Genomic DNA, 22,509 nt, shown 5'->3' with positions numbered 1-22,509 from the left:
TTACACACAATTCGCGGTCCGCAAAACCGGTTTCTGCGTCATTTTTAACTTTTATGCTTCACTTACTAAATTTACGGCACTACCTTTAAAATTTATGCGTAATTTCAATTCATTTACGCACCACTTTTAAAATATATGCATTACTTCCCGCCATATCAGACTTTCCCATGAACAGGATCAAGATCAGATTTCCCAAACCAGGCCAACACTGCCAGCACAGTCACTTCTAACCAAATAAAAAAACCGCAGAATCGATTTGTCAGACCTCTGACAGCTCGATTCTGCGGTTTCTGGTAGGAATGCACGCAAGGCGACTATTTTATAGCGACTCTTCAAAGGTCGCCTTGATTGGCATTTCTTATGCGTTCATGTCAGAAACGTAGCTGTTATCTTTAGCTGGCGTTTCTTCCACTTCTGTAATACGTTCGATATCAGCGCCAAGTGCAGCAAGTTTCTCGTGGAAGTTGACGTATCCACGGTCAAGATGCTTAAGCTCTGTTACGCGCGTTACGCCGTCTGCAACCAATCCAGTCAGGATTAGAGCGGCAGCTGCACGAAGGTCTGTAGCGGCAACTTCTGCTCCCTGCAGGTTGCTTGGTCCGTTCATGATCACAGAACGTCCTTCGATTTTAATCTCAGCGTTCATGCGGCGGAATTCTTCCACATGCATGAAGCGGTTTTCAAATACTGTTTCCGTAATCACACTTGTTCCTTGTGCGTGAAGCAATAAGGCCATCATTTGTGATTGCATATCTGTCGGGAACCCTGGGTGAGGCATTGTTTTAATATCAACAGCCTTCAGCTTATCTGGGCCCAGTACACGGATTCCTTCAGCTTCTTCAACAAACGTAACACCCATTTCTTCCATCTTCGCAATTAGAGAAGTGGAATGCTCCGGCACAGCGCCTTTTACAAGGACGTCTCCGCCTGTAATGGCCGCTGCCACCATGAAAGTTCCAGCTTCAATGCGGTCAGGAATGATGTTATGGTCTGCGCCAAACAGAACATCAACACCTTCAATGCGGATGGTTCCAGTTCCTGCCCCTTTAACTTTGGCACCCATTTTATTCAGGAAGTTAGCCAAGTCAACAATCTCAGGTTCCTTTGCCACGTTTTCCAAAATGGTTGTACCTTTGGCTAATGTTGCAGCCATCATAATATTTTCCGTAGCACCTACGCTAGGGAAATCTAGATATATTTTTGCTCCATGCAAGCGGCCTTCTGGTGCTTCCGCTTCAATAAAGCCATTGCCAACCTTTACTTTCGCACCCATCGCTTCGAAGCCTTTTAAATGCTGGTCGATTGGGCGGGAACCGATTGCGCAGCCCCCTGGCAATGCTACACGAGCACGGCCGTTTCTTGCTAATAAAGATCCCATGACTAAAACTGAAGCACGCATTTTGCGTACATATTCAAAAGGTGCTTCTACCTTCAACTCTCGAGATGCATTTACGATTACTGTATTATTTTCAAACTCCACTTCGGCGTTTAAATAGCGTAATACTTCATTAATAGTATATACATCGGAGAGTGTTGGGACATCACGAATTACGCTTTTGCCATCACTTGCTAACAGTGTTGCGGCGATAACCGGTAAGACAGCGTTTTTTGCTCCTTCTACTTTGACAGTACCGCTTAACCTATTTCCGCCGCGGACGATGATTTTATCCAAAGTGTATTCCCCTCCGCGTCCAATTTCTCTATATTAATATTCAATCGTTATGATGGGTGTGCCAATAACTATGTTTGTCTTGGCGCCCATTCCTTTTGTCCGTAATCCAAGCTGCATGTTCATTTCCTTGCCATTCGTCTCAATTGATTCACCAAGCAGTGGCGAATATGCTGATGTTGAAATGAATTGGTCTTCTTTTAGCGCTTCTATTTCTTTTGCATTAAAAGCAGCCAATAACTGATTTACAGTATCAGGCAAAGACTTTTTAATCTTATCATTGAATTCGCCCTGGATACAAGAGAAAATTGTGGCATTTCCTCGAAAAATGTCAGAAATTTTGCTATTGAGAGTTGTAGCCAGACTCTGCTGTTCTTTCTCCCACCCTTGACCTTTGGCCTCATAAATTACATACGTTTGAACTTGACCTTTTGTGGGGGTCGATAGAATTTTGACAGTCTCTGACTGTGTTTCGCTTTCCTCTATAACAGCTGTTGCTTCCCAGGACTTTTCCGTTGTTTGAAATCTCCACTCCCAATCAGGATATTTCTGCTGTAATTCATCTGTGAATGCTTCTACTTCCTGAAGGCTTTGAAAATTTCCCATTTTTTCTCTTGCATGTAAAGACCATTCTTTGATTAAAATATTCTCGCCCTGCATTCCTGAGGCCAGTGTTAACAGGTCAAGCTCCCCTTTGGCTACAGTCGTCTTATTCCCAATGTTTATCAACATGAAACCAATTAACCCAATAATTGATAAGAATATTGCTAAATTTTTCATATATAAACCCCTCCCCTTAGTACCATTGTTACCAAGGAATTGAGGAGCATACTTGGGAATTGTCGTCACTTTTTGACAAACCAAAAATAAGCTTAATCACATGTTTTGCAGGCCTTTTGATTACCGTTTAACGCATACTTTGAAAATAATTTCACAATAACGTATGTACGCATGAAACAAGCAACAAAACGATTTTACTTAAAAAACTTCAAATTGAAAACATGTATGAAGACCTATATTTATAAAAAATTTATGTTTTGCAGAATAAGCGGCAGCTGCTGAGACCATAAAAGATAATCGAGAAAGAAATTGCTGACTGTCGATCCGATGACTATGGATAACAATACATACAATACACGAGCCTGAAAAACATGATTCGGCCGCAAAAGCGTTTCAAACCGCAATGCCTGAAGAGCCCACCAGGCCAATGCAATGAACACCAAATGAGACATAATGCTAATCAAAGCCTGTTGCCCGAAACCTGAAACCATCGTCTTCCCTCCCTTTAAAGTCTTACCACCTTGCTTACCTGTTTTGTGTGCTACATTACCATTTGACGTTAATACTAGCAGGTAAGTTTCATGATTGGATATTTTTTGAAAATTAAGTTTTCGCTAATTTTTGCAGTTTACATTTTCTATTATAGCGAACCTTTTTCTTTTGTCGAAAAAACACGAAGAAAAGACTGCGTAAACGTAAATAGGTATTGGATGGAGGTAAACAAAAAAGAAGGGGAATATCCCCTTCTCCATATATATATCCCTGTTAAACCCCATTGTTCTTTAGCCTTTTAAAATCCTTATTTTAAAAAGCTAATTACTGAAAGAAATCAGTGAACTGATTGAAATTTCCCTGAAGGAAATCAAATGCAATGTTTGGTGCGACTCCAAACAGAATGGTAGCCACAATACTGATGCTGATCACAGCAGTTAAAGCTGCAGGAAGCCTTACTTTTTGGGTATCAGCTGCAGGCCTGAAGAACATTTGAACCATGACGCCGAAGTAGTAGAAGTACGAAACTACTGTAGTGGCAATCATAATGGAAACCAGTACATAATGGCCCTCTTGCGGAACCAATGCACCCATAAAAATGTTCAGCTTTCCAATAAACCCTGCTGTTCCCGGTATTCCCGCCAGCGATAGCAGGAAGATGGCCATTGCAATCGCAAGGAATGGAGCGCGGCGGTATAAGCCCGCAAACTGGCTGATATCTTCAGAGCCCGATTTGTGTGTCACATACTGGATAATCGCAAAGGCTCCCAGGTTCATGAACAAGTAAGCTCCCAAATAGAACCAAAGTGTGTCGAACATAAACAGCGACATGGTAGCAATGATGACTAACAGGTAGCCGGCCTGGGCAATACTTGAATAGGCGAATAACCTCTTTATATTGCGCTGCCTTAAAGCAATCAGGTTACCAATAATCATGGTCGCTCCTGCCAGAAACGCGATGTAATCCTGCAATGTCAGGATCATTGGCATCCCTTGAGCATCCCCTGATGGCGTATTGGCAAAGATTGAAAACAGAATCCGAACAATCAGGACAAACCCTGCTGTTTTGGAAACGACACTTAAAAAGGCTGTTACCGGTGTTGGTGCACCCTGGTACACATCCGGAGCCCACATATGGAACGGGGCTGTTGCCAATTTAAATGAAAGTCCAACAACAATCATAAAGAACGCAAGGCCGAGAAGGTAAATATGCTGTTCATCAAATACAGATGTCAAAAATCCGGCCATTGCCTTTAAATTTGTAGATCCTGTTAAACCATAAACATAACTCATTCCAAACAACGTGATCGCCGTTGCCATACTGCCGTTAATAACATATTTCATTGCTGATTCGTTCGATTGGATATTTCTTTTTCTCATTCCTGCCAGAATGTAGGAAGAGATCGAAAGAAGCTCTAGACCGACAAACAGCGTGATTAAATCGCCGCTTGATGACATGATCATGGCGCCAAGCAAACCTGCCATGAACAGGTAGAAGAATTCACCCCTGAATTCTTCCAGCCCATCGTTTGGCTCGTAGCTGATCGCAATCAGCATCACCATAGCCGCTCCTATTAATAACAGCAGCTTAAAGGCTTTTGCAAAGGAATCCAGCCTGAAAGTATCAAGCAAAATCGATTCTGTTCCGTGTCCTAAAAGGCCCAGCAGTGAAACAAGCGCTGCCAGGATTCCGGCGAAGCCGACCCAGCCAAGTGTTTTGCGGCTTTGCGATTTGGGCATAAACAAGTCTAAAAGTGAAAGAGCGGTTGCAACACCAAGGATGATGAACTCCGGCGCCATGATGCTCCATTCATATGATAACAATGTTTCGAGATCCATCCTTCATCACCCTCCTATCCCAAGCATTATCGTTTCAAGTGTGGATGTCAGCGGTTCGCTCAGTACACTTGGGTAAACACCAATGAGTACAATCAAACCCACTAAAACCAGGACAGGCACAAACTCAAACTTCCTCATATCGGTAATTCCTGCAAAATCTCTATGCGCTTTGCCGTACGTAATTCCGAGTACTGCACGAAGCAGGTAAACGGCTGTCATAATAATACCGATTGTACCGACTGCAGCCAGTACTGGCATTTCTTTGAATAGGCCAAGGAAAGCCATAAATTCACTTACGAATCCGGACATGCCAGGCAAGCCAAGCGAAGCCATTGCCCCTGCAAGCAGGAAGCCTGCCGTAATCGGCATCCCTTTTGCCAAGCCCCCAAGATTTTGGATATTGGAGGTTTGGACCCGCTCATAAAACACCCCAACAAGGAAGAATAAGAGAGCTGCAATTAAGCCGTGCGATACTACCTGGAAAATAGCACCTTGAATTCCTGCCTCATTTAATGCGCCTAATCCGATTAAAACGATTCCCATGTGGGAAATAGAAGAGTATGCGAGTACCATTTTAAAATCTGTCTGAACGAATGCCAGGAAGGCTCCGTATAGTAAATTCACTACTCCAAGCACGGCCAGCAATACAGCCAGGCTTTGGAATTGCTCGGGAAATATCCCCATACCGAAGCGGATTAAACCGTATGCACCGATTTTAAGAAGCACTCCTGCATGCAGCATAACAATGGAAGGCGGAGCTTGTACGTGAACCCGTACCATCCAGCTATGCAGCGGAAAAATGGGAAGCTTAACGCCAAATGCAATTAAAAGAGCAATCAGCATGCCCATTTTCATATCTTCAGAGATTTGCGCTACCAGCTGGGGATTATCTGCATTCATTGCAGCCATCAAAGCATCAATATTGGCTGTGCCTGTACGGGCAAACAGCACCATTATGACAATCAATAGTACAGCAGATCCAAGTCCGTTATAGATTAAAAAGCTGTACGCCGCATTTTCTTTTTCAAAGTAACCCCATTTTCCGATCAGGAAGAAGGTCGGAATAAGGGTAATCTCAAAGAAAATAAAGAATAGAATCAGGTTTTCGGCTGCAAACACACCAAGCATCCCGACTTCAAGCAGCAGGAATAGCATGAAATACCCCTTCCACTCTTTCTTAATATGAATGGAGGCAATTGCTGCAAGTGTTGATAAAACAGCTGTCAGCACGATCATGATCAGCGAGAAGCCATCAAGCCCCAGCTCATAATCGATGGAGAACAAGTTTCCCAGCTGTTCGGAATTGCCGAATTGAATCCAGCTTACCTTTTCATTTAGTCTTTCAAGATTTGCGCCCGCCCGGTACTGAAAATAAGCGATCAGCGCCAAAAGCAGAGCCGGCAGGGTTGCCAAAAACCCGACCATTTTTATCAAAGATTCCTGTGTCTTTGGCAGGAATGATAATACTAAAATACCAAGCAAAGGGGAGAAAACTAAAATTGATAGGAAATAGGCAAAATTCATTTTAAGTACCCCCCTGTTACCGCATAGATGACAACTAAAATAGCAAGGCCGACAAATGCCATTGTTCCATATGTCTGAATCTGGCCATTCTGGAATTTGGAGCCCAATTTGCCCAGGGCCGACGCGATGCCTGCAATACCCTTAACAATTCCTTCAACGAGGAATACTTCCAGGAATCGAAGGAATGAGCTGAAGAATTTCGTCCCCTTAACAGCTGTCAGCTGATAAAATTCATCGATGTAGTATTTGTTATACAAAGTCTTGTACGTAAGCGGTGCTCTGCTTGTGAGCCAGTCACGGGATACCGAGCGCTTGCCGTACATAAGCCAAGCAAGGAAAATACCGAGCAGGGACACAACTGTAGCCACAACCATGATCCAAGCCGGACCCTCAATGTGGCCATGGCCCAATGAATGGTTTCCTTCTACTAGCCAATCTCCAAGGAACGTGCCGAACCATGGAGTATTTACATAACCGGCCACAATCGCCAATAAGCCGAGCACGACCATCGGCATGGTCATTACACTTGGCGACTCGTGGACCTTTTTCATATCGCTTCTCGCTTCGCCTGCAAAAACCATGAAGAACAGCCGGAACATATAAAATGCCGTGAAGAAAGCGGCAATCACCGCCAGCCAGAACAGAACTGTGTTTCCGTGAGCCCAGGCGGCAATTAAGATTTCATCTTTACTGAAGAACCCTGAGAATAATGGCACACCGCTGATAGCCAGTGTCCCAATCAGGAAAAGCGGACCTGTAATGCGTAGCTTTTTCCATAATCCTCCCATATGTTCAATGTTTTGCGTATGAACTGCGTGAATGACACTTCCGGCTGCTAAAAATAGCAATGCCTTAAAGAAAGCGTGTGTCATTAGGTGGAACACGCCTGCAACATATCCGGCAGAACCAAGCGCCAGCATCATGTAACCCAGCTGGCTGACTGTTGAATAAGCAAGTACCCGTTTAATATCTTTCTGTACCAAGCCAATACTTGCCGCAAAAATGGCTGTGAAAGCACCAATTATGGCTACAGTCATTAATGCTGTTTCACTTGCCGTGAAAAGTGGGAATAATGCCGCCACCAAGTAAACACCTGCTGCTACCATTGTCGCAGCATGGATTAATGCTGAAACCGGCGTCGGACCTTCCATCGCGTCCGGAAGCCAGGTGTGAAGCGGGAACTGGCCAGACTTTCCGACAGCTCCTATAAAAATTAGAATGGCTGTTAATGTGATCATCGTGGCTGAAATGGAACCAGCCTCAACAGCTGCAAAAATTTCATCATATTCGAAGCTGCCAACCTGCCAGAATAATAGAATCATTCCAATCAGAAGGCCGACATCGCCAATACGGGTCATAATAAATGCCTTTTTGGCAGCTGCCTTTGCTTCTTCTTTGTAAAAATAGAAACCGATCAGCAAGAATGAACCAAGCCCGACAAGCTCCCAGAAGAAATACGTTTGAAGAAGATTGGGCGAGATGACCAGGCCTAACATTGCAAATGTAAATAACCCTAAATAAGCATAGAAAACAGGGAAACGGTCATCGCCGTTCATATAGCCCTTCGAATACGTATGTACCAAGAAACTGACGAGTGACACGATCACAAGCATCAGTGCATTTAACTGATTAACTTCAAAACCCGCTGTTAACTGAACATCCCCTATGGTCAGCCAAACGCCTTCTGCCTTGTAAGTAGGTGCTGTAAATCGTTCAAAAAGCACCAATAACGAGTATACAAGCGACGCCAAGGTTAACAAAATTCCAATATAAGCGCTCGCTTCCTTAAGCCGTTTGCCGAATAGAATAAGGAACAAAAACGATAAAAGCGGGAAAAGCGGTATGATCCATGCATTCTCCATCATTATCACAATCCCCTTTTTTGAACACGCCCAAAAGCTTGGCAGTCCGAGTTGCCGGCGTGTCAGATTGGGACCCGAAATGAACAGGTCCTTTCAGGCTCAGCCTTAAGATGGGCATCGAGCCTATTCTTTCTATATTTTTAGCCGCTTTAGACGGCATTTCTCACAAAGTCTACTGATTAATGTTTCATCGTATCCATCTCATCAATGTTGACGGTTTGCCTGTTGCGATAAAGCGCAATCAAAATCGCTAAACCAACTGCGGCTTCTGCTGCAGCAACCGTTATGACAAACAGGGCAAAAATCTGCCCGGTAATAGAAGGCGCAATGCCATATTTGCTAAAAGCTACAAGATTAATATTTACCGCATTCAGCATTAATTCGATAGAAATCAGGACAATGACTGTATTGCGTTTTGTTAACGCTCCATAAAGACCGATACAGAAAAGAATCAAAGCCAATGCCAGGTAGGCTTGAATGGGAACTGCACTCATTCCTCCTCCGCCTCCTTCTCATCATCTCTTTTAGCCAGAACGATCGAACCAATCAAAGCTACCAATAATAAAACGGATGTTACTTCAAAAGGTATGATGAATTTTGAGTAAAGTTCTATCCCAATTTGTTCTGTATTATTTACATGAAGGTCAGTTGGTGTTTGGGCAATATCCAGGTTATAAATGCCGATGTAAACCGCAAAGGCAAAGCCCAGCACCCCCAGAAACAATAATAATTTCCGCCAGCGGCCTGTTTGAGGCTCGCTTGTGTCATTATGGCGTGTCAGCATGATTCCAAATAGCATGATAATGGTAATCGCACCGGAATAAATCAGAATCTGGACAGCTGCAACGAATTCAGCAGACAGCAGCACATAAATTCCGGCGATACTCACGAAGGTAAAAACAAGCGCGACGACCATATGCACGACTTTGGTAAGGTTCAATAAAAGCACGCCGCCGATGACCGCTACTAAAGCAAGGGACATAAACGCTAAAAACTCACCTGAAAACGTCATGCTTTATTCACCTTCCGTATATTCTCATCATTTTCATCCAGCCATTCGAGGTTTTTAAACAGCTCATCGCGGCTGTACTCCGACAATTCGAAGTTATTTGTCATAATAATGGCTTCTGTCGGGCAAACCTCTGTGCACAAATCGCAAAGAATACATATTTCAAAGTTGATGTCATACGTATCAATAATCTTGCCTTTTTTCGCTGGATCCGGGTGTTTTTTTCCGGTTAATTGAATACAATCTGTCGGGCAAATGTTTGCACACTGATTACAAACGATGCATTTTTCCGGATAAAATTTTTGTATGCCCCGAAAACGGTCCGGCAATGGAAGCGGTTCATGCGGATATTCATAAGTCGGCTTTTCTCTTGTTAAGTTTTTAAGGGTATACTTTAAACCTTTCGCTAAACCAAGCATGTTTTCACCCCTTACAATTAAAGTGAACTTCTTTCAGTGTGTATCTTGATCAAGAATTCTTCCTGCAAATTAGAGTTTTTTAGAACAGATTCATAACTTCTTTGATAATAGCCGTTAAGAAAATATTGGCCAGCGCTACTGGCAATAGTACTTTCCAGCCAAACTCCATTAACTGGTCAGCCCTGATACGCGGGAACGTACTGCGGAACCAGATTAATAAAAAGATCACCGCTGTAAATTTTAACGCAAACCATACAGCGCCTGGAATGAAGTCCAGGAATGAGAATAACGGAAGCCATCCGCCAAGGAATAGAACCGTTGTTAATGACGCCATTGCAAACATATATACATATTCTGCAAGCATAAACATTGCCCAGCGGAACCCTGAATATTCTGTCGTGAAACCGGCTACCAGTTCATTTTCGGACTCAGGAAGGTCAAATGGAATACGGTTTAACTCTGCAACTGATGCAATCAGGAACACAATGAATGCAACCGGCTGAAGCAGGATAAACCATACATTCTCCTGAGCTGCGACAATCTCATTCAAGTTTAAGCTTCCCGTTAAAAGAATGATTCCAAGCACGGACATGACTAGCGGGATTTCATAGGAAATCATCTGTGCTGCTGCACGCATTCCGCCGAGAAGGGCGTATTTGTTATTGGATGCCCATCCGCCCGTCACCATTCCAATCGTAGTCAATCCTGAGATGGCAATATAATAAAGCAGCCCTACACTAAGATCTGCAAATTGCAGCTTATCCGTAAACGGGATGGTTGCCATAACCATAAAGGCTGGAGCAAAACCGATTACAGGTGCAATAATAAATAATGGCTTATCAGCAAGCTTTGGAATCGTATCCTCTTTTACTAAAAGCTTCAAAACGTCTGCGACAGTCTGCAATAATCCCCAGCGTCCGCCTACCTGGTTAGGACCCTGGCGAAGCTGCATAAAACCCATTACTTTACGTTCCGCCAATATGGCATACGTAACGAAACCTAAAACGACTAAAAGCAGAACAACCGCCAGTAAAAAGAAGACCCCAAAGTTAAATATTCCTGCCTGGGAATGCAATAACTCCTCTACCATTAGCCATCCACCTCCCCTAGGATAATATCAACTGCTCCTAGTATGGAAATTAAGTTTGCTATGCTTTCTCCCTCCAATAATTTTGGGAGAATTTGAAGATTATAAAATGATGGCCTTCTAAATTTCAGGCGATATGGCTCTTTCTTTCCATCACTTGAAATATAGCAGCCAATTTCCCCTCGTGGAGACTCGATTCTTACAAAAGCTTCCCCTTTAGGCGCCTTAATGATTTTCGGCACTTTTGCAAGGATATCGCCTTCAGCCGGAAACTGCTCGCAAGCCTGCTCTAATATTTTTAATGACTCCTCGATTTCAGCCAGGCGAACCTGATAGCGCGCCCATGCGTCTCCGCCATCCTGAACAGGAACATCAAAATCGAAGCGATCATAAATGGAATACGGCTCATTTTTGCGAAGATCCCATTTTACGCCGGTACAGCGAAGGTTTGCTCCGCTAAGAGAGTAGTTAATTGCATCTTCCTTCGTGTATTTCCCTATGCCTTTTACACGATTCAAGAAGATTTCGTTTCCTGTAACAAGAGTATGGTAGCCTTTCAATTGCTCACGCATATATGGAATAAACTCTGCTACCTTCTCAATCCATCCTTCCGGAGCATCCCATTTAACTCCGCCAACACGCATATAGTTGAAGGTCAAACGTGCACCCGAAAGCTCATTAAGCATGTTAATGATCATTTCTCTTTCACGGAATGCGTAAAGGAGCGGGCTTGTTGCCCCAAGGTCAAGCAAGTATGTACCCCACCAAACCAGATGGCTTGCTACACGGCCGAGCTCCATGGCAATGACGCGCAAATATTCCGCTCTTTCCGGAACTTTAATATCCATCATTGTTTCAACTGCGTGGCAAAGCACATAGTTATTTGTCATAGCCGATACATAGTCCATCCGGTCTGTGTAAGGAATGATTTGAGTATATTGAAGGTCTTCTGCCAGCTTTTCTGTTCCGCGATGAAGGTAGCCAATCACCGGCTTTGCTTCTTTAATGATTTCCCCATCAATTTTTAAGACGAGACGAAAAACACCGTGCGTACTAGGATGCTGAGGCCCTACGTTCAAAAGCATTTCTTCTGTTCGCAACAATGGTTACACCTCCACATCATACGGTTCATAGTCTTTCCTTAGCGGATAACCAACCCATTCTTCGCCAAGCATGATGCGGTGCAGGTTGGGATGATTTTTAAATTTAATCCCTAACAAATCATATGCTTCGCATTCAGGCCAATTTGCCCCTTCCCAAAGCGGCTGCAATGAATCGATTGTTGGTTCATCACGATCAATCTTTACTTTTAAAGCAACAGATTGGCTGTTTTTAAATGAGAATAAGTGAACATACACTTCCATATGTGTTTCGTAGTCTGTTCCATGCAGCTCGGATAAGTAATCAAACCCAAGCTGTTCATTATATTTAAGGAATTCAGCCAATTTATAATAGGAATCAGCCTTCACGATTAATGTCGGTACGTCCTTGGAAAGATTGTTAATATAGTAATCTTCCAATACATCTGGACCGAGATTTTCATTAATTACTTTTACATACTTATCCAGATATGGCTGATTGACGGATGGCTTCTTCTCCTCGGCAGGTTCAGCATCAGCCTTTCCTCCAGCTGCTTTGGCTTTCGCTGCGGCTGCTGCGGCGGCCTTCGCTTTTGCTGCTGCAATCGCCTTCGCTTTTTCATCATCCGCGCCAGCTCCGCCTGCCGCTAATTTTGCTTTTGCTGCAGCTGCCGCTTTCGCTTTCGCGGCTGCGATCGCTTTCGCTTTTTCGTCATCTCCACCGGCTCCGCCTGCTTGCTTCGCCTGTGCGGCTGCTTTTGCCTTCGCTGCGGCTGCTGCCTTTGCTTTTGCAGCTGCGATTGCCTTCGCCTTTTCATTATCACCATCACCGGCTTCGCCCGCCTGCTTCGCCTGTGCTGCGGCCTTGGCCTTCGCTGCTGCCGCCGCTTTCGCTTTTGCTGCAGCTGCTGCCTTTTGCTTTGCTATATCCAAATCTTCGGCCGGGGATTCTTCTTTTGCTTCTCCCTGCTCTTTTGCTTTCTGTTTTGCCAGTGCGGCGGCCTTCGCTTTTGCAGCGGCTGCTGCTTTTTGCTTTGCCAGATCCATATCCTCCGCTGGAGACTCTTCTTTCGCTTCTCCCTGTTCTTTTGCCTTCTGCTTTGCCAGTGCGGCGGCCTTCGCTTTTGCGGCGGCTGCTGCTTTTTGCTTTGCCAAATCCATATCCTCTGCTGGAGACTCTTCTTTCGCTTCTCCCTGCTGTTTTGCTTTCATTTTTGCCAGTGCGGCGGCCTTTGCTTTCGCGGCTGCCTCTTTTTTCTGCTGTTCAAGATCCTTCTCACCGCTCATAGGTTAGATCACCTTCTTCCCAGTCTTAGCCTCGTAACGGATTTTCTCCCTCAATTTATTAATTCCATAAATTAAAGCTGCCGGATTCGGAGGGCAACCTGGTATGTACACATCAACAGGAACAATCTGATCGACGCCCTTTACAACTGAATAGGACTTTACATAAGGTCCCCCAGCTGTCGCACAAGAACCCATGGCGATAACCCATTTTGGCTCCGGCATTTGATCATAAAGACGGCGAAGAATCGGCGCCATCTTCTTCGTAACAGTTCCCGAAACAATCATTACATCCGATTGTCGTGGCGAGTTACGGTAAAAAGTGCCGAAACGCTCCAAATCATAATGAGCATTACTCGCCTGCATCATTTCGATGGCACAACAAGCAAGCCCGAAGGTCATTGGCCATAATGAATTACTCCGCGCCCAAGCCTTTATTTGTTCAAATGTAGAAAAAAATACAGTCCTTTTAATCTCTTCCATTTCCGCTTCTGGGATGTTTTCCATTTTTAAATCCATTTTAGCACCTTCTTCTTCCAAGCATATACAAGCCCAATTACAAGCATAAACACAAAAATCAACATCTCAATTAGTGCAAAAATACCAAGCTTCTCATACGCCACTGCCCATGGATATAAAAACACAGTCTCTACATCAAAAATGACAAACATAAGGGCAAAAATATAATAGCGGACATTGAACCGCACCCTGGAATCATGAAATGGTTCATTTCCGCTCTCATAAATGGTGTACTTTGCATCATAAGGATTATAAGGCCGCAAAAGCTTCCCTATAAACAACGCCACAACAGGCAGTAAAACCCCAAGACACAGAAACACAAAAACTATCAAATAGTTATTTTGATATAAATTCCAAAGCTCCATGTCCATCCCCTCCAATGCCGAAAAATTTTCACAACATTTAAACATGTAACCGTAACCATTATAGCACCCTAAAACCAACGTGTCGACACAACCTCATACTATTATTGGAAATTCTCTCGGCCGCCGAACAAAGATTTTGCAGGCGTTGAGAGCTCGCTCTCAAAAAGCGGAAAAAGCTTTGTTCGGCGGGGATTCAGCCTGCTGAATCCAGAGACGCGCCAGCGGCTCGCAGAGAGAGAATTTTCAAAAGCAGAAACTTCGTTGTCGACACGTTCCCCTCCCCTGAGCGATTGCGTGATCTCCCTGAAAAAACACCCTCGAAACACCTCAGGAGATGACGCAAAAGCGAACCCTCCCCAATCGGGGGAGCAAAACCCCAGAAGTGCACGTGATCTGGAGCGCAGCGGAAGATGACGTGCCTAACACACATAGCTTGCCTGCATTCATCAATAGAATATATGAGTTTGCACCGCCACAATATCCATCAAATTCGATTGAACTTTCACAAAAGAGCCTTTCCACATACCATTTAAAAACAAAAAACAACCTCTGTCAGTGAGAAATGTAACACCCACCCACTTTTACAACCCATCCTAAAAAGATCATAGACCTATTACACAAAAGACCGAAGGTCTCCCTCTTAAAAAACTTCCTCAACAAAATAAACCTCCTAAAAACCCACCAAAAGTCCCGTTTATCCGTTTCTCATCTCGGGTATAATCAAATCGTTGGAAAATTCTTAACAATCGGGAGGAATGAAATGAAAACCTTACGCATCACAACTCTATTCCTATTAATCTTTGGACTCATCTTCTCATCATCCATGTCCAGTCCAAAAGCAGACCTGCTATCCATTGAACTCGATCCAAAACTGCAAGAACTGCTGGAAAACCCGCTAAACAACACAAATACAGAAGCCATCATAACCTACAAAGACCAACCGCAATTAATAGACATACAACTCTTGCAAACAATCGGATTTGAAACCAAAACATACACTAACTTACCGATGATTACAGTCAAAGGCAGCCTTCCCATGATCAACACCCTTCTCAGCTCAGCCACCAACAACATCCTATCCATCTACTTAAATGAAGACCTTCAATACCTTATGAAAGACAGCAGAAAATTAATCGGAGTTGAATCTGTCTGGAACGACCTTGGCTATACCGGCAAAGGCGTAACTGTAGCCATCATAGATAGCGGCATTGACGCAACCCACCAGGATCTTAAATTCGGCGAAAAAGTCATCCAAAATGTGAAATTTTTAGTTGGCGACAGCATATTCGGAGGAAGCAGCCTTTACCTTGAAAATGTCACAAACACGGACACAACCTCCGGACACGGAACACACGTGGCTGGAACCATAGCCGGCAGTGGTGCAGCAAGCGACAGCCTTTATAAAGGAGTAGCGCCTGACGCAAAACTGGTTGGACTTGGTGTTGGTGAAGGAATCAATATTCTGTGGTCACTCGAAGCATTTGACTACGTCCTTGCCAACCAGGAAAAATACGGAATCAATGTCATCAGCAACAGTTGGGGCTCAACAGGAGAATACTCTCCAAACCACCCTATCAACATTGCATCGAAAAAAGCCCATGACGCCGGCATGACAGTCGTATTTGCTGCAGGAAATGAAGGACCCGACGACAATACCCTTAACCCTTACTCTGCAGCTCCCTGGGTAATCAGTGTAGCAGCAGGCACAAAAGACAAAGCACTTGCTGACTTCTCATCCCGCGGTGTACCAGGAGATGAATACCTGCATCCTGATATCACTGCACCTGGCGTAGATATCGTAGCAACCCGTGCTTCAACAGGCTCAGTAATGAACGCACTCGGAACTGTAACAGATGCAACCTATATCGAACCTGCGTACCTGCCTTACTACACAACTTCCAGCGGAACAAGTATGGCAACTCCGCATATTTCCGGAGTCATAGCTCTGATGAAAGAGGCCCAAGCAAACCTAACGCCCGACATGGCACTTGAACTTCTAACGCAAACAGCCGATCCAATGGAAAACTATCAATATCATGAAACAGGGTCCGGCTATGTCAACGCCTATAATGCAGTCGAAGCAGCACAAAACATCAATGTTAACATTGGAAAGTACCGAGATAATAAAACTGGAAAAACATACGACACATACACCACAGAATATAATTGGGATGGAACAATTGGATTGGGCGCTTCTGACGCTGGCATGGCCTCACACGATTATAAAGACATTGCCGTAGACAAAGGAACAGTCAGTCTTACCGTTCGAATTGACTGGGCACTCGCAGCAAATGACTTGGATATGGAAGTAAGAGACTCTGCCGGTACCCTTGTCGGTTCATCCGGGAAAGCACTTTCTACTTATGAAGAAACAGTTATCCCTGATATCGAACAAGGAACCTATACAGTAGATGTAGTAGGTTATCTAAACACACTTGAAAACTATCAGGGTACTTATATAGTAGAAAAAATACTAAAGTAATTTGATACAGCTATAGAAAAAGGAGAGCGACTAACTTAGCCGCTCCCCTTTTTTGCTTCTAAAAATCCCCTCTACTCCAAAACCTCCCCATCCTGATAATTCCTCATAAAACTCTCCACCGCTTCTTCCAGCGATCCATTCGCTTCAGGTACCTGAACAAGAACCTCATTTCTCTGCTCAACCGCTGTAACCTTCACATGATTAAAACGATTAATCTCCAGCTGAACCTGTAAATCCTCCGCTATCTCATTAGCCTGAAACTGATCACTAAGTAAAAAACGAAAATTCTTCACAAAACTTCATCCCTTCATAACCATTAATATCATTGCCAACCTCTATATACTTCCTCAATTCTCCAATAAATATAAATGCATAATTTCTAATGTATATAAAAGCAGATCCAAATGTTGATTAAGCTCTGAATTATGCCAGACATACCCTGAAATATGTAACAAAAAACGAATAACCAACTAAATAAACCCATATTCACATATAATCTAAGTCCAAATTACACTTTAAATCTCTCCAGCGGCCCTTTATGTGCAACTTTTAAAATTTATGAACCACTTTCCTTCACTTTTGTGCCACTTTTCATTTTTATGAATTAACTTTCCAAATTTATGAACCACTTTTTAAGATTTATGTGTAACTTCCCGATCTAACAAGGTTTGAAAAAAGCGCTGTAGCCCTAATTTAAAACATCCAATAATCCCCTCAGTTCCACGAGTAATTTTAAATAATATCCAATTAAACCATTAAAAGGTTCGAATATGACTATTATTGTAAATAAACTAATCCATTGCAATTATTTATTCTGAATATTCACTCATTTAGACACTTTCTCGTTATCTTACTGAAATGTCCGTAATTTAATTATAACTTCCCTGTTCTTTTTCTCAGAATCTTCTGTGTTAGCATAGAAACCGTAAAACAAGCTATTAGGAGGTTATTCGATGAAAAAGTATTTGTATTATATGCTAGCGGCAATAACCATCTGGAGTGCAGCAGGTGCCAGTGTACAAGCAGAAGAAGTAGTTGTTAATAAGGGAGATACTCTTTGGTCTATAGCACAAAAACATGAAGTTTCAGTTCAAGATATTAAAAATTGGAATGGCTTATCAACAAATCTTATTCACCCAAATGATAAACTTGAAGTTTCGCCTGAAGAATTTTACATAGTGAAGTCTGGTGATACTCTCTGGAATATCGCCCATACATACGGTGTTAATGTTCAAAGTCTTAAATCATGGAATCAATTAAGCTCAGATCTTATTAGACCAGGCTTAGAGCTGATTATCTATAGAAATGCAGCAGGTCAGGCAAAAGCAGCAGCTCCTGCCAAAACAGTCGTAAAATCGGCTAACACGGTTCAGCCTGCCGCTGAAAAATCTAAATCCCTTACTGTCACAGCAACCGCTTATACGGCCAGCTGTGAAGGATGTATTGGAATTACCAAGACAGGTGTAAATTTATTAGAAAACCCCGATGCGAAAGTAATTGCAGTTGATCCGAACGTTATTCCGCTAGGATCAAAAGTGTATGTTGAAGGCTATGGTTATGCTACTGCTGAAGATATTGGCGGAGGAATTAAAGGAAATGAGATTGACGTATTTATCCCAACAACAGAAGCTGCTATGGAATTTGGAAGAAAAGATGTTAAGGTCACGATTTTAAATTAAATATTATAAAGGAAAGAGGCCGCTCTCAGCAGCGGCCTCTTTGTTAAGCAAAACTCTGTTTATCATCGTTAAGATGAGCTCTTCTAAGATGTTATAAATTTCTTATGAGATATCTTGCCAAACGCTTTTAAAAGGTTAAGCAAACATTTTTTCCGTATGGTTTCGTCGAACAAAAACACATTGAATATTTCAGTTTCAAGCATAATAAATATCTTCTTAGTTGCATTTTCCTTCATGGAATTGCACATAGCAATATTAGAAAAATAGTAAGTTAATTCTCTTTCATAGTATTCCACAGTTCCAAACAAAACAGTCGACAAGGATTTCACCCCCTGGTTTCTTTTTCACCTTGTCTATTAAAAAGCACATGTTGATAATATATGACTCTATGTATGGAGTTTCAACAAAATCCGACATTTTTAACAGAATAGTTAAATTAGTTAAATAGCCAGTCAGTTTTTAATATAAATGAAACATGCCTGTTTCCTTTGAAATTGATTTTCGTGGTACAGTTAAACCAAGAGCTTATATTAGGAGACTACACATGACTAAAAACAACTGCCCAGTTATTCAAAAAATTGAAGAGCTTGTTAAGAAAAGCAATGAGTTAAAGAGAGAACTCGACCTGACTCCGTTTGAAGATAAACAAAAATTTATGTGCCTTCTTAAAAAGCTAATCAACGTGCATAAAAACTTGGATCAGGTTACTTTAAATGAAATAAATAGCCATCATCATTAAAAAGGGACAGGCGCATGCCTGTCCTTTCTTAATAAACCTTGATATATCAATGGTTTCTCCCCTTTTTGATCATCAACCACCCAACCACCAACATATCAACCAGGACTTATCCCGCCACCAGAAAACCGCAAGAACCTAAAAAAAAGCCGCCCTACTCTCTTGGGCGGCCCTCTTCTAATATATTAAAACCGTTTTCTGCGATTTCGTAAAAATGCCGGAGTATCAAGTGATTCTTCTGAACGATCCGTCTGCTGCTCATAATCTTGAACAGGTTCTCGACGATCCGGCCGCTGCTCATAATCTTGAACAGGCTCTCGACGTTCCCTCACACTACGCCGGTTACTTTGTTCCTCTGAATACTGATATGTATGAACTAATTCTTTCTCCGCAGATGGTTTTGAACTTGGCTTAGCTGGTGAGTCTTCTTGATTATTAAAACCGGTCGCAATAACCGTAACAATGATTTCTTCTTTTAAGTAATCGTTAATGACCGAACCAAAAATCATGTTTACTTCCTCATCTGAAGCAGAAGCGACTATATCAGCAGCCTCTTGTACTTCATATAGGCTTATATTGGCTCCACCCGTAATGTTCATGATGACACCACGAGCGCCATTGATGGACGTTTCAAGCAGCGGGCTGGAGATTGCTTTCCTGGCTGCTTCAGCTGCGCGGTCTTCACCAGTGGCGATTCCAATTCCCATTAAAGCAGTTCCTTTATGGGACATGACTGTTTTAACATCAGCAAAATCGAGATTAATCAAACCAGGTACAGCAATTAAATCGGAAATGCCTTGGACACCCTGGCGCAGAACATTATCCGCTTCCATGAACGCTTCAAGCATAGGTGTTTTCTTATCGATAATTTCCAATAAACGGTCATTAGGAATAATAATTAAGGTATCCACCGCTTTTTTCATGGCTTCGATGCCAGCATCTGCATTTTGAGCACGCTTGCGTCCTTCAAACTTGAACGGGCGAGTTACCACGCCAATTGTTAACGCACCCACTTCGCGTGCGATACGCGCAATCGCCGGGGCTGCCCCAGTTCCAGTACCGCCACCCATTCCAGCTGTCACGAATACCATATCAGCACCTTTTAAAACTTCTCGCAGCTGGCTTTCGCTTTCCTCCGCCGCTTTTCTGCCTACTTCAGGATTCGCCCCTGCTCCCAGGCCCCTTGTTAAGGATGCTCCGATTTGCATTGTCACTTCTGCCTTTGATTGATTCAGAGCTTGTCCATCTGTATTTACAGCGATAAACTCTACTCCCTCAACCCCATGTTCAATCATCCGGTTAACTGCGTTATTTCCCCCTCCGCCGACTCCGATGACTTTTATCGTAGCGTATTGGTCTATATTTGTATCAAACTCTAGCATTGCGGCTCCTCCTTTTCCTTAATTAAATTACATTTTAAGGCTCTGTTAAACTTACCTGTTGATTTCCGTTCTAGGCACTCAGCAAACGCGGACGGTCCGAGAGCCCTTCGACGAGCAGGGTCTCCCTTTGACTAGCATTTCCCGCAGGACTTTGAATAAGCATCCTCGACCAAACACCGCACGAAGAAAATACGAATGCTTTTCGAAGGTCTCATGCCTTCTACTCCAATCAACGTGCAAAATCAACATACCCGATTTTAAAAAAGAGAGTAACCTTAATAGGATTACTCTCTTCTATTGTAAAGGCGTATATTAAAGAATTCGAATGTTTTGTCTAATTTTTGAGCAGTTTTTTTCAAAAAGAGACTGGTAAATAATGCAAATAATAAAACACCCCCAGCCTTAGCCAAGGGTGTTAATGATGTTTATTAGAACTTTCTTTCCGAAACTTCGATACGATTGATCGCACGGCGAAGAGCTAGCTCTGCACGTCGGAAGTCGATGTTTTCACGCTTTTGCTCGTTCAGGCGCTCTTCTGCACGCTGTTTAGCACGTACAGCACGTTCTACATCGATTTCATCTGCTTGTTCAGCAGATTGCGCTAAGATCGTTACTTGCTCCGGACGAACTTCTAAAAATCCGCCGCTTACTGCAACGAAATCTGTTTTTCCGCCGTTTTTTAAACGAACGGCTCCAATTTGTAACGGTGCAACCATTGGAATGTGGCCAGGTAGAATTCCTAGCTCACCGCTTTGAGCTTTCGTACTTACCATTTCCACATCTGATTCATACACCGGGCCATCGGGAGTAACAACACTGACTTTAATCGTCTTCATTTTTTACCCTCCTGGTCCAGAATTAGACCTCTACGCCCATTTTCTTTGCACTCTCGATAACTTCTTCGATTCGGCCGACAAGTCGGAATGCATCTTCCGGAAGGTGGTCATACTTACCTTCAAGAATTTCTTTAAAGCCTTTAACTGTTTCTTTAACCGGTACGTATGAACCTGGCTGGCCAGTAAACTGTTCAGCAACGTGGAAGTTTTGTGATAAGAAGAATTGGATACGGCGCGCACGGGATACAACTAGCTTATCTTCGTCAGAAAGCTCGTCCATACCAAGGATCGCGATGATATCCTGTAATTCTCTATAACGCTGTAATGTTTGCTGTACTTGACGCGCAACTGCGTAGTGCTCTTCTCCAACGATTTCCGGTGACAGGGCACGGGAAGTAGAAGCAAGAGGATCCACCGCTGGGTAGATACCCATCTCAGAAAGCTTACGCTCAAGGTTAGTTGTTGCATCCAAGTGAGCGAAAGTTGTAGCCGGAGCCGGGTCAGTATAGTCATCGGCTGGTACGTAAATCGCCTGGATGGAAGTAACAGAACCTACGTTAGTAGATGTGATACGTTCCTGTAATTTACCCATTTCAGTAGCAAGTGTCGGCTGGTAACCAACGGCAGAAGGCATACGGCCTAATAGCGCGGAAACCTCGGAACCTGCCTGTGTGAAACGGAAAATGTTATCCATGAAGAAAAGAACGTCCTGTCCTTGGTCATCACGGAAGAATTCAGCCATTGTCAAACCAGTCAAAGCAACGCGCATACGTGCTCCCGGCGGCTCATTCATCTGGCCGAATACCATCGCTGTTTTCTTGATAACGCCTGAATCTGTCATTTCATGATAAAGGTCGTTTCCTTCACGAGTACGCTCACCTACACCGGCGAATACGGAAATACCGCCGTGCTCCTGGGCGATGTTATTGATTAATTCCTGGATTAATACGGTTTTACCAACGCCGGCACCACCGAATAGACCGATTTTACCACCCTTGATATATGGTGCAAGAAGGTCTACTACCTTAATTCCAGTTTCAAGAATTTCTACTTCAGTTGAAAGCTGCTCAAACTTTGGAGCTTCTCTGTGGATAGAATCGCGACGTGCATCTGCAGGAATTGCAGGATCCAAGTCGATTGATTCACCAAGCACGTTGAATACACGGCCAAGTGTTACATCACCTACTGGTACAGAAATAGGAGCACCAGTGTCAATAACTTCACTTCCGCGCATTAAGCCGTCAGTAGAAGACATTGCAATGGTACGAACTGTATCATCACCTAAATGAAGGGCAACTTCAAGGGTTAAGTTGATGTCAACATTAGATTCGTTACGCGCTGAATTTGTGATTGTCAAAGCATTATAGATCTCAGGAAGCTGGCCGCTTTCGAACTTTACGTCAACAACCGGACCCATAACTTGAAGAACGCGTCCTTTGTTCATCTTTTTCCCTCCGTTCATTTCA

Annotated in this window: 22 protein-coding genes; 3 read left to right on the top strand and 19 right to left on the bottom strand. The window is 43.2% G+C overall.

What is annotated here, in order from left to right:
* Nucleotides 1-358: 358 nt before the first annotated feature.
* From murA to DFO73_RS05315, 14 genes are all read right to left on the bottom strand, one after another.
* Nucleotides 359-1,672: a UDP-N-acetylglucosamine 1-carboxyvinyltransferase gene (murA, locus tag DFO73_RS05385; RefSeq protein WP_110063756.1), complete on the bottom strand. Its 1,314-nt coding sequence runs from the start codon at nt 1,670-1,672 to the stop codon at nt 359-361.
* Between the two features lie 33 nt (nt 1,673-1,705).
* Nucleotides 1,706-2,449 carry a YwmB family TATA-box binding protein gene (locus DFO73_RS05380; protein ID WP_110063755.1) on the bottom strand — a complete coding sequence of 248 codons (744 nt, stop codon included), beginning with the start codon at nt 2,447-2,449 and terminating at the stop codon, nt 1,706-1,708.
* A 239-nt stretch (nt 2,450-2,688) separates the two neighbouring features.
* Nucleotides 2,689-2,940 carry a DUF1146 family protein gene (locus DFO73_RS05375; protein ID WP_110063754.1) on the bottom strand — a complete coding sequence of 84 codons (252 nt, stop codon included), beginning with the start codon at nt 2,938-2,940 and terminating at the stop codon, nt 2,689-2,691.
* A gap of 325 nt (nt 2,941-3,265) precedes the next feature.
* Nucleotides 3,266-4,780: an NADH-quinone oxidoreductase subunit NuoN gene (gene nuoN, locus DFO73_RS05365; protein WP_110063752.1), complete on the bottom strand. Its 1,515-nt coding sequence runs from the start codon at nt 4,778-4,780 to the stop codon at nt 3,266-3,268.
* A 6-nt stretch (nt 4,781-4,786) separates the two neighbouring features.
* Entirely contained in the window at nt 4,787-6,304 is a 1,518-nt protein-coding gene (locus tag DFO73_RS05360; protein WP_110063751.1) for an NADH-quinone oxidoreductase subunit M, read from the bottom strand.
* Nucleotides 6,301-8,169 carry an NADH-quinone oxidoreductase subunit L gene (nuoL, locus tag DFO73_RS05355; protein WP_110063750.1) on the bottom strand — a complete coding sequence of 623 codons (1,869 nt, stop codon included), beginning with the start codon at nt 8,167-8,169 and terminating at the stop codon, nt 6,301-6,303. The genes DFO73_RS05360 and nuoL overlap by 4 nt, the downstream gene beginning before the upstream one ends.
* A 176-nt stretch (nt 8,170-8,345) precedes the next feature.
* Nucleotides 8,346-8,660, bottom strand: a complete 315-nt coding sequence (gene nuoK, locus DFO73_RS05350; RefSeq protein ID WP_110063749.1) for an NADH-quinone oxidoreductase subunit NuoK — start codon at nt 8,658-8,660, stop codon at nt 8,346-8,348.
* Nucleotides 8,657-9,178: an NADH-quinone oxidoreductase subunit J gene (locus DFO73_RS05345; RefSeq protein WP_110063748.1), complete on the bottom strand. Its 522-nt coding sequence runs from the start codon at nt 9,176-9,178 to the stop codon at nt 8,657-8,659. Before DFO73_RS05345 ends, nuoK begins: the two co-directional genes overlap by 4 nt.
* The gene (nuoI, locus tag DFO73_RS05340) at nt 9,175-9,594 is read right to left on the bottom strand and encodes an NADH-quinone oxidoreductase subunit NuoI (RefSeq protein WP_110063747.1); all 420 of its coding nucleotides are present in this window, start codon (nt 9,592-9,594) and stop codon (nt 9,175-9,177) included. The genes DFO73_RS05345 and nuoI overlap by 4 nt, the downstream gene beginning before the upstream one ends.
* A 79-nt stretch (nt 9,595-9,673) precedes the next feature.
* Nucleotides 9,674-10,684: an NADH-quinone oxidoreductase subunit NuoH gene (gene nuoH / locus DFO73_RS05335; protein ID WP_110063746.1), complete on the bottom strand. Its 1,011-nt coding sequence runs from the start codon at nt 10,682-10,684 to the stop codon at nt 9,674-9,676.
* Nucleotides 10,684-11,784: an NADH-quinone oxidoreductase subunit D gene (locus tag DFO73_RS05330; RefSeq protein WP_110063745.1), complete on the bottom strand. Its 1,101-nt coding sequence runs from the start codon at nt 11,782-11,784 to the stop codon at nt 10,684-10,686. The genes nuoH and DFO73_RS05330 overlap by 1 nt, the downstream gene beginning before the upstream one ends.
* 3 nt (nt 11,785-11,787) lie before the next feature.
* Nucleotides 11,788-13,047 carry an NADH-quinone oxidoreductase subunit C gene (locus tag DFO73_RS05325; protein WP_110063744.1) on the bottom strand — a complete coding sequence of 420 codons (1,260 nt, stop codon included), beginning with the start codon at nt 13,045-13,047 and terminating at the stop codon, nt 11,788-11,790.
* Between the two features lie 3 nt (nt 13,048-13,050).
* Nucleotides 13,051-13,563 carry a NuoB/complex I 20 kDa subunit family protein gene (locus tag DFO73_RS05320; protein ID WP_110063743.1) on the bottom strand — a complete coding sequence of 171 codons (513 nt, stop codon included), beginning with the start codon at nt 13,561-13,563 and terminating at the stop codon, nt 13,051-13,053.
* On the bottom strand, nt 13,554-13,928 hold the full coding sequence (locus tag DFO73_RS05315) for an NADH-quinone oxidoreductase subunit A (protein ID WP_110063742.1): 375 nt from the start codon (nt 13,926-13,928) through the stop codon (nt 13,554-13,556). The genes DFO73_RS05320 and DFO73_RS05315 overlap by 10 nt, the downstream gene beginning before the upstream one ends.
* A 760-nt stretch (nt 13,929-14,688) precedes the next feature.
* Here DFO73_RS05315 and DFO73_RS05310 point away from each other — a divergent pair.
* Entirely contained in the window at nt 14,689-16,410 is a 1,722-nt protein-coding gene (locus DFO73_RS05310) for a S8 family serine peptidase (RefSeq protein WP_110063741.1), read from the top strand.
* 71 nt (nt 16,411-16,481) lie between these two features.
* On the opposite strand, the gene DFO73_RS05305 is transcribed toward DFO73_RS05310, so the two are convergent.
* Nucleotides 16,482-16,703 carry a hypothetical protein gene (locus tag DFO73_RS05305; protein WP_110063740.1) on the bottom strand — a complete coding sequence of 74 codons (222 nt, stop codon included), beginning with the start codon at nt 16,701-16,703 and terminating at the stop codon, nt 16,482-16,484.
* 660 nt (nt 16,704-17,363) lie between these two features.
* Here DFO73_RS05305 and DFO73_RS05300 point away from each other — a divergent pair.
* On the top strand, nt 17,364-18,089 hold the full coding sequence (locus DFO73_RS05300; protein WP_110063739.1) for a LysM peptidoglycan-binding and 3D domain-containing protein: 726 nt from the start codon (nt 17,364-17,366) through the stop codon (nt 18,087-18,089).
* 83 nt (nt 18,090-18,172) lie between these two features.
* Here DFO73_RS05300 and DFO73_RS28975 read toward each other — a convergent pair whose 3' ends face one another.
* A complete protein-coding gene (locus tag DFO73_RS28975; RefSeq protein ID WP_110063738.1) occupies nt 18,173-18,409 on the bottom strand; it encodes a hypothetical protein in 237 nt (78 codons plus the stop codon).
* Nucleotides 18,410-18,633: 224 nt separating this feature from the next.
* On the opposite strand from DFO73_RS28975, the gene DFO73_RS05290 reads away from it, so the two are divergent.
* Entirely contained in the window at nt 18,634-18,828 is a 195-nt protein-coding gene (locus tag DFO73_RS05290) for a hypothetical protein (protein ID WP_110063737.1), read from the top strand.
* Nucleotides 18,829-19,010: 182 nt separating this feature from the next.
* Here the strand turns inward: DFO73_RS05290 and ftsZ are convergent, their stop codons facing one another.
* From ftsZ to atpD, 3 genes are all read right to left on the bottom strand, one after another.
* Nucleotides 19,011-20,207, bottom strand: coding sequence for a cell division protein FtsZ (ftsZ, locus tag DFO73_RS05285; RefSeq protein WP_110063736.1), 1,197 nt, complete (start codon nt 20,205-20,207; stop codon nt 19,011-19,013).
* Between the two features lie 428 nt (nt 20,208-20,635).
* Entirely contained in the window at nt 20,636-21,043 is a 408-nt protein-coding gene (locus tag DFO73_RS05280) for a F0F1 ATP synthase subunit epsilon (RefSeq protein WP_110063735.1), read from the bottom strand.
* Between the two features lie 22 nt (nt 21,044-21,065).
* Nucleotides 21,066-22,487: a F0F1 ATP synthase subunit beta gene (gene atpD, locus DFO73_RS05275; protein WP_110063734.1), complete on the bottom strand. Its 1,422-nt coding sequence runs from the start codon at nt 22,485-22,487 to the stop codon at nt 21,066-21,068.
* Between the last annotated feature and the right edge of the window lie 22 nt (nt 22,488-22,509).

The organism is Cytobacillus oceanisediminis, assembly GCF_003182355.1.
Classification (GTDB): Bacteria; Bacillota; Bacilli; order Bacillales; family Cytobacillaceae; genus Cytobacillus; species Cytobacillus oceanisediminis_A.
Note: the sequence above shows the minus strand (reverse complement) of the source record. Positions and strands in the feature narration are given on the sequence as shown.

Excerpts from the sequence above, each read along its gene's own strand:
- DFO73_RS05380 (WP_110063755.1), bottom strand. The coding sequence starts at position 2,449 with ATGAAAAATTTAGCAATATTCTTATCAATTATTGGGTTAATTGGTTTC.
- DFO73_RS05375 (WP_110063754.1), bottom strand. The coding sequence starts at position 2,940 with ATGGTTTCAGGTTTCGGGCAACAGGCTTTGATTAGCATTATGTCTCAT.
- nuoN (WP_110063752.1), bottom strand. The coding sequence starts at position 4,780 with ATGGATCTCGAAACATTGTTATCATATGAATGGAGCATCATGGCGCCG.
- DFO73_RS05360 (WP_110063751.1), bottom strand. The coding sequence starts at position 6,304 with ATGAATTTTGCCTATTTCCTATCAATTTTAGTTTTCTCCCCTTTGCTT.
- nuoL (WP_110063750.1), bottom strand. The coding sequence starts at position 8,169 with ATGATGGAGAATGCATGGATCATACCGCTTTTCCCGCTTTTATCGTTT.
- nuoK (WP_110063749.1), bottom strand. The coding sequence starts at position 8,660 with ATGAGTGCAGTTCCCATTCAAGCCTACCTGGCATTGGCTTTGATTCTT.
- DFO73_RS05345 (WP_110063748.1), bottom strand. The coding sequence starts at position 9,178 with ATGACGTTTTCAGGTGAGTTTTTAGCGTTTATGTCCCTTGCTTTAGTA.
- nuoI (WP_110063747.1), bottom strand. The coding sequence starts at position 9,594 with ATGCTTGGTTTAGCGAAAGGTTTAAAGTATACCCTTAAAAACTTAACA.
- nuoH (WP_110063746.1), bottom strand. The coding sequence starts at position 10,684 with ATGGTAGAGGAGTTATTGCATTCCCAGGCAGGAATATTTAACTTTGGG.
- DFO73_RS05325 (WP_110063744.1), bottom strand. The coding sequence starts at position 13,047 with ATGAGCGGTGAGAAGGATCTTGAACAGCAGAAAAAAGAGGCAGCCGCG.
- DFO73_RS05320 (WP_110063743.1), bottom strand. The coding sequence starts at position 13,563 with ATGGATTTAAAAATGGAAAACATCCCAGAAGCGGAAATGGAAGAGATT.
- DFO73_RS05315 (WP_110063742.1), bottom strand. The coding sequence starts at position 13,928 with ATGGAGCTTTGGAATTTATATCAAAATAACTATTTGATAGTTTTTGTG.
- DFO73_RS05310 (WP_110063741.1), top strand. The coding sequence starts at position 14,689 with ATGAAAACCTTACGCATCACAACTCTATTCCTATTAATCTTTGGACTC.
- DFO73_RS05300 (WP_110063739.1), top strand. The coding sequence starts at position 17,364 with ATGAAAAAGTATTTGTATTATATGCTAGCGGCAATAACCATCTGGAGT.
- DFO73_RS05290 (WP_110063737.1), top strand. The coding sequence starts at position 18,634 with ATGACTAAAAACAACTGCCCAGTTATTCAAAAAATTGAAGAGCTTGTT.
- ftsZ (WP_110063736.1), bottom strand. The coding sequence starts at position 20,207 with ATGCTAGAGTTTGATACAAATATAGACCAATACGCTACGATAAAAGTC.
- DFO73_RS05280 (WP_110063735.1), bottom strand. The coding sequence starts at position 21,043 with ATGAAGACGATTAAAGTCAGTGTTGTTACTCCCGATGGCCCGGTGTAT.
- atpD (WP_110063734.1), bottom strand. The coding sequence starts at position 22,487 with ATGAACAAAGGACGCGTTCTTCAAGTTATGGGTCCGGTTGTTGACGTA.